The sequence below is a fragment of the Pusillimonas sp. genome (assembly GCF_029263785.1).
Classification (GTDB): Bacteria; Pseudomonadota; Gammaproteobacteria; order Burkholderiales; family Burkholderiaceae_B; genus Pusillimonas.
In genome coordinates this window covers 1-6,078 of record NZ_JAJUFE010000083.1, presented here as the reverse complement: position 1 = coordinate 6,078, position 6,078 = coordinate 1, and the positions used below count along the sequence as shown (strand labels likewise).

At 58.2% G+C, this 6,078-nt stretch carries 7 protein-coding genes; all 7 read right to left on the bottom strand.

Features of this window, described 5'->3' with window-relative positions:
- A partial coding sequence (gene flgK / locus Q1J88_RS12640; RefSeq protein WP_301118083.1) for a flagellar hook-associated protein FlgK occupies window positions 1-1,025 on the bottom strand: 1,025 nt, incomplete at its 3' end.
- Between the two features lie 144 nt (window positions 1,026-1,169).
- A complete protein-coding gene (flgJ, locus tag Q1J88_RS12635; RefSeq protein WP_301118081.1) occupies window positions 1,170-2,156 on the bottom strand; it encodes a flagellar assembly peptidoglycan hydrolase FlgJ in 987 nt (328 codons plus the stop codon).
- Between the two features lie 9 nt (window positions 2,157-2,165).
- Window positions 2,166-3,251: a flagellar basal body P-ring protein FlgI gene (locus Q1J88_RS12630; RefSeq protein ID WP_301118084.1), complete on the bottom strand. Its 1,086-nt coding sequence runs from the start codon at window positions 3,249-3,251 to the stop codon at window positions 2,166-2,168.
- Window positions 3,252-3,322: 71 nt separating this feature from the next.
- On the bottom strand, window positions 3,323-4,012 hold the full coding sequence (locus tag Q1J88_RS12625) for a flagellar basal body L-ring protein FlgH (RefSeq protein ID WP_301118080.1): 690 nt from the start codon (window positions 4,010-4,012) through the stop codon (window positions 3,323-3,325).
- A gap of 21 nt (window positions 4,013-4,033) precedes the next feature.
- Window positions 4,034-4,819: a flagellar basal-body rod protein FlgG gene (flgG, locus tag Q1J88_RS12620; protein ID WP_301118079.1), complete on the bottom strand. Its 786-nt coding sequence runs from the start codon at window positions 4,817-4,819 to the stop codon at window positions 4,034-4,036.
- 42 nt (window positions 4,820-4,861) lie between these two features.
- Complete coding sequence (locus Q1J88_RS12615; protein ID WP_301118078.1) at window positions 4,862-5,614, bottom strand: flagellar basal body rod protein FlgF; 753 nt, start codon at window positions 5,612-5,614, stop codon at window positions 4,862-4,864.
- An 8-nt stretch (window positions 5,615-5,622) separates the two neighbouring features.
- Window positions 5,623-6,078, bottom strand: a 456-nt coding sequence (locus Q1J88_RS12610) for a flagellar hook-basal body complex protein (RefSeq protein ID WP_301118077.1), incomplete at its 5' end; no start/stop codon positions are given.

Here is a 6,078-nt window from a genome sequence, read left to right as displayed (position 1 = left end):
CCCGCTGATTCGATGATCTTCGGGTCACCCAGCGAAAAGAAATCCTGGCCCGGATTGCCGTTGACGTCGAATCCGTCTCGATGAATTACGTTGACTGACATGGCCAGACCGGCCGCCAGACGGCCCAGGTCGTTCTGAACCGAATCCAGTGCCTCGCTGCGATACTGCAGCAGTCCGCCCAGGCTGCCTCCTTTAATGGAAGCATCGGGCATTTCGACCAGCGTGGTTCGGCCGGCCCCTACCGGAGCACTATACGCAACAACTATACGGGTGGGATCGTCAGCTGAGGGAATGGCCTGTAGCGGAAACACCGTATCGCCGCCCAGCAATACCTGGCCATTGCCAATGGTGATATTGAAGCTGCCATCCTGCTCGATGACACGCACGCCGGCAAGCTGGTTCAGTTCGGAAAGCACCTGTTCGCGCTGATCGAGCAGATCATTGGGTGGCTGACCCGAACTGGAAGCCTTGGCGATGACGATTTGCTGGTTGAGATCGCGAATGCGTTCAACGTGACTGTTGATCTGCGTCACCACCGTCGAGATCTGGGTATTGATGTTTTGACGCTGCGAGTCGAGAAAGCCATTTGCATCGTTGATTTGGCCTACCAGACTGGCGGCACGACCTAGAAGCTCTTGGCGCGCTGCGGGGTCTGCCGGCGATGACGCCACCGCCTGGATACCATCAAAGAACTTTTGCAATGCCGGGCTGACACCAACGCTGCGGTCACCGAACAGATTATTGATCTGGGTGATTTCATTGCCGTAGGACACCAACGAAGCTCCGGTGGACTGAGCGTTGACGAGCTGGCGATACAAGAAATTGTTGTACGAGCGCTCGACGCTGTCGGTACGTACGCCCTGCCCGATAAAGCCGTATCCCATGTTCCGGCCACCTGCAGTAGACACGACGACGGTCTGGCGGTTGTAGCCTTCGGTAGCGGCGTTGTTGATGTTGTGTCCGGTGGTCTGTAAGCGGGCCGTCGCGGCGGCCAGACCCGAAAGACCAAGATTCGCAAGATTCATTGTGATTCCGCTGTTGGTTTGCTGATGCCCGTAACAGACGATGCAGGCATGACTTCTATGCTAGTTATACGGCAGGAAACGTGCTTTGTTTAATCCGGAACACAGCGTCCACGCGGCAGTTCGGAAATTGGCCGGCTACCCGCCCTAGGCCCTGCGGCTATCGAAGTACCCCATGATCGCAATCAGCTTGTCCGCATAGGACGGATCGGTAGCGTAACCGGCGCGCTGGATGCTGCGTGCGGCTTCTTGAGGCGTGGGAGCCTGTACCACTTCGCTGTAACGTTCATTGCGACTGATCAGCCGGGCGTAGTCAGCAAACGACTCCGCATACGAATCGTAGGCACGAAACGGCTGCATCACTTTGCGCGCCACCCCGTCCTCATACTCGGTGGTCATCACATGGACGACCTTGCCCTTCCAGTTGGGGGATGCCTTGATGCCGAAAAGGTTGTAGCTGGGCGTGCCATCGTCACCACGAATCTCGCGCTTGCCCCAGCCCGATTCCAGCGCCGCCTGGCTCAGGATCAATTCCGCGGGCACTCCACTTTCTGCTGAAGCCTGCCGCGCAGCGTGCGTCATGCGAGACACGAACTGCTCGACATGTTGAGGTGCGCCCCGGATGGCGGACACGACAGCGCCCGCTGCCCGGCCAACCGCCGTTTCGGACAGCATTTCGATCAATGCCGAAATGGACGACGCATGTTGAGGACGATCAGGACCGATTCGCGACTTCAGCGCCGGGTCGCGAGATTGCGCCAGCTCGGGTGGTTGCCCGGAAGTCAGGTGGATGGTCCGGTCTTTATCGCTGCCGGCCTGCATCTGATCAAGCAGTGCCTGTGCCAGCCCCATGCCCGGGTTGGCAAGCTGCATGGCGATCTGCTCGTCATACATGCTTTGGGCCATGCGGGTCTGATCGCTCTGGAACAGGCCCTGGACTCCGCTTGACGCCTCGCGGGCCTGCTTGATGAACTGTTGCAGAAACAGGGCCTCAAACTGTCGCGCCACTTCCTTCTGCTGATCACCCGTACCGCCGGACCGGGCGACATCCCTTTGCAGACGCGCCAGAGCCTGGGTATCGAACGCCGCCCGCGGGCTGTCGACGGGCCTGGGAATATACCGGACAAAACTCATGATGACCGCCTATATGATTTCCAGATCAGCGCGCAAGGCGCCGGCACTCTTCAAAGTTTGCAGGATGGAAAGCAAGTCTTGTGGCGTGGCGCCCAAGGCGTTCAGCGCCTGGACCACATCGGCAAGATTCGCGCTTGTCTGTACCCGGTGAATGGAGCCGGAATCAGAACGCATCTCGATCTGCGTGTTCTCGGTGACTACCGTTTGCCCGCCACCAAAGGGAGTGTCAGGCTGACTGACCTGCTGCTGACCACTGATCACAACCGAAAGGTTTCCGTATGCAATGGCCGCTTCTTCAATAGTGACCGTCCGATTCATGACGACCGAGCCGGTACGCGCATTGACAATGACTTTCGCCCGGGCAGGCGGCAGTTTGACCTGAACATTCTCCACTCTCGACAGAAAGCGGGTCTGGGCAGCGGGGTCGCGTGGACCACGCAATTGCACCAATCTGGCATCGAGAGCGCTTGCGGTGCCTGGACCAAATTCGCGATTCAATGCAGCCACCACACTATCCGTCACGCTGAAGTCGGACGTGTTCAGCTCAAGGTTGATGAGCCCATCGTGGGCAAATGTGGTCGGAACAGCCCGCTCGATAATCGCTCCGTTGGATATGATTCCGCCATTGAGCTGATTTACCTGCACGCTGGAACCCCCGGCCTGTGCGCCGGCACCGCCCACCAGCAAGTTGCCTTGCGCCAGGGCGTAGACCTGACCATCCGCACCCTTGAGCGGAGTCATCAACAAGGTGCCTCCACGAAGGCTCTTCGCATTGCCCATCGAAGAAACCACCACATCCACTGTTTGTCCAGGACGTGCAAAGGCCGGCAATCGGGCAGTCACCATGACAGCGGCCACGTTTCGGACCTGCATATTGGTACCCTGGGGCACCGTGACACCCAGTTGCGAAAGCATGTTTGTGAGGCTCTGCTGAGTAAAGGGCGATTGACGCACCTGATCACCGCTTCCATCCAGACCCACGACCAGACCGTATCCGATCAACTGGTTGGCGCGTACACCTTGAATCGAGGCCAGGTCCTTGATGCGGTCTGCCCAGGCCGACGACACCGGCAGGAAGCCGGCCAAGAGACACAGGCCGCAAAGCAGTGCTCTTGTCCAGTTAAAAGTAGCGGAAAGGAAGTTGAATCTACGCGGCACAGCCGTCCTCAGAAGGGTGAAATATTCAGGAAAAACCGCTGCAACCAACCCATGGTCTGCACCTCGTCCATGCGCCCCTTGCTACGAAACTCGATTCGGGCGTCTGCCACCTGGGTCGAAGATACGGTGTTGGAACCGGAAATCGAACGAGGGTCCACCACACCCGAGAAGCGGATATGTTCGCTGCCCCGGTTGATGGCAATTTGCTTCTCGCCTGCAATCTGCAAGTTGCCATTGGGCAGTACGCCGATCACGGTGGTGGTCAGAGTGCCGTTGAACATATTGTCTGCGCGACTTGAGCCCGTGCCCTCGGCAGCATTGCCGCCGCCCATATCAAAGCCCTGTTGCGGACCTAGACCGGGAGGAAAGAACGACGGTACGACGTCCAGCCCGAGGCTTGCGCTACCGCTGCGATTCGACGACGTCGCGACATTCTTGGATGCATTGGTGCGCTCCTGAATGACGACGGTTACGATATCGCCCACATTGCGCGGTCGCCTGTCCTCGAACAAGGGATAGTTGCCATAGGCAGTGGGCTGGTAGATGGCTCCGTTGGCGAGCGGGGCCGGGGTCTGCGCCACCGGAGGTGGGGGCGCCGTCAAGGGCCCCGTCACCACGGGTTCGGGTGGAATCATGGCGCAGCCCGTTGCCAAAAGCGCAATCAGGCTGCTAATGAAAAGACGTAAGACATTGCGCATGGTGTTTTGAAGCGCAGCGGATCAGATCTGGGTCAGACGCGCCAGCATCTGGTCGGAGGTCTGGATCGCCTTGCTGTTCATCTCGTAAGCACGCTGAGTGGTGATCATGTTGACAAGCTCTTCGGCGACATTGACGTTCGAGGTTTCCACGTAGTTCTGCAGCACCAGGCCGGCACCGTCCAGCCCCGGAGCCGCAAAGTTTGCCGGGCCCGACGAATCCGTTTCCACGTACAGGTTTTCTCCGATGCTCTGAAGGCCAGTAGGATTGATGAACGTGCTCAGTTGCAATTCGCCGACCTGCACGCTGGTGCCTATTGCGCCGGGCTGGGTGACCGATACCGTTCCATCACGCGCGATAGTGATGCTCAGTGCATTGTCGGGAATGTTGATAGGAGGCTGGATCGGGTATCCGCCAGCCGTGACAAGCTGCCCATTCTGATCGACCTGCAAGCTTCCGTCTCGCGTGTACGCGAACGTGCCGTCAGGCATTTCAACTTGCAAAAAGCCGCGGCCCTGAATGGCAATATCCAGAGAATTGCCAGTGTTTTGAAGATTGCCTTGCGTGTGGACGCGCTCGGTAGCGACCACCCGGGTTCCCGTACCTACCTGCAAACCGGAAGGCAACTGGTTGGCCGCACCCACCTGAGCACCGGGTTGCCGGATGGTCTGGTACATCAAGTCTTCGAACACGGCTCGACTACGCTTGAAACCTGCGGTATTGACGTTGGCCAGGTTGTTCGAAATCACGTCCATCTGGGTCTGTTGCGACTCCAGGCCGGTTTTGGCAGTCCAAAGCGATCGTATCATTGCATTTCCTTGTTGGCGCGCACTGGCGCATCCCGATTAAATTCAGTTCCCGGCGGACAGTATGGAGTTGGCGTCCTGGGCGATACTGCTGGCGTCCCGGATGACTTTCATCTGCATTTCAAAGCGTCGGGCGTTTTCGATCAGGGCAACCATGGTTTCAGCGGCGCTGACGTTGCTGTTTTCGATGTAGCCCGAAACCACCCGCACATCGGGATTAGCCGGGACAAAAGGCTCGATGTCCGGATTCGCGCGAAAGTAACCATCGGCCCCACGAATCAGCGCGTTCTCCTGTGGTTTGCTCAGCTTGAGCTGTGCCACGTTTTGAATGTCATTTGGGTTGTCGCCGGCACCAATTGCGGTAATCGTGCCGTCCCCCGTGATCGTCACAATGCCGCGATCGGGGATCTGGATAGGCACGTTGTCGGCCGACATCACGAGATAGCCATCCCGGTTCACAAGCATGCCTTCAGTATTGATACTGAACTCGCCGGCCCGGGTAAACGCTTCACCGTTCGGGGTCTGCACACTGAACCAGCCATCGCCTGTAATGGCGACGTCCAGTGCACGACCCGTCTCGGTCATGATGCCCGGGCGCATATTGCTTCCAGGTGTCGTGGCTACTGTAGATACTCGCGTCGGAAGGCCCTGCTCGGCCATGACCGGAACTGACCGGTAATTGATCAGTTGCTCGCGAAAACCCGCCGTGCCAACGTTGGCCAGGTTGTTGGTCAACACCGCCTGCTGGTCAAGCACGCGGTTGGCACCGTTGACCGCTGTGTAGACGAGACGATCCATATCCGTCTTTAACGCATGGTGATCAGGGTCTGAAGCACCTGATCCTGAGTCTTGATGGTTTGCGCATTAGCCTGATAGGTACGCTGGGCAATAATCATATTGACCAGCTCCTGGCTCATGTCGACGTTCGATTCTTCAACCGATTGTCCCTGCAAGGTTGCCAGGCCGTTGGTTCCCGGGCGTCCTACTACCGGACCGCCCGATGCGCCGGTTTCCGCCCAGGCATTTCCGCCCACTGGCTGCAAGCCTTGCAAATTGTTGAAATCCGCCAAAGCCACGTAACCCATGGCTTGCGATTCACCATTGGTGTAGTTGGCCATGATGGAGCCATCTGCAGCTATCGACATCCCCGCGTACTCCCCTGTGGGATATCCGGTTTGCGTGAAATTCGGCGAGAACTCTCCACCGAACTGAGTGGAACCGCCATAGGCCAGGGTAATGTTCAGATTGTCTGCAGGTGAGTT

Bases quoted from the DNA above. Each gene is read 5' to 3' on its own strand.
- Q1J88_RS12615 (WP_301118078.1), bottom strand. From the start codon at position 5,614: ATGGATCGTCTCGTCTACACAGCGGTCAACGGTGCCAACCGCGTGCTT.
- flgJ (WP_301118081.1), bottom strand. From the start codon at position 2,156: ATGAGTTTTGTCCGGTATATTCCCAGGCCCGTCGACAGCCCGCGGGCG.
- Q1J88_RS12625 (WP_301118080.1), bottom strand. From the start codon at position 4,012: ATGCGCAATGTCTTACGTCTTTTCATTAGCAGCCTGATTGCGCTTTTG.
- flgG (WP_301118079.1), bottom strand. From the start codon at position 4,819: ATGATACGATCGCTTTGGACTGCCAAAACCGGCCTGGAGTCGCAACAG.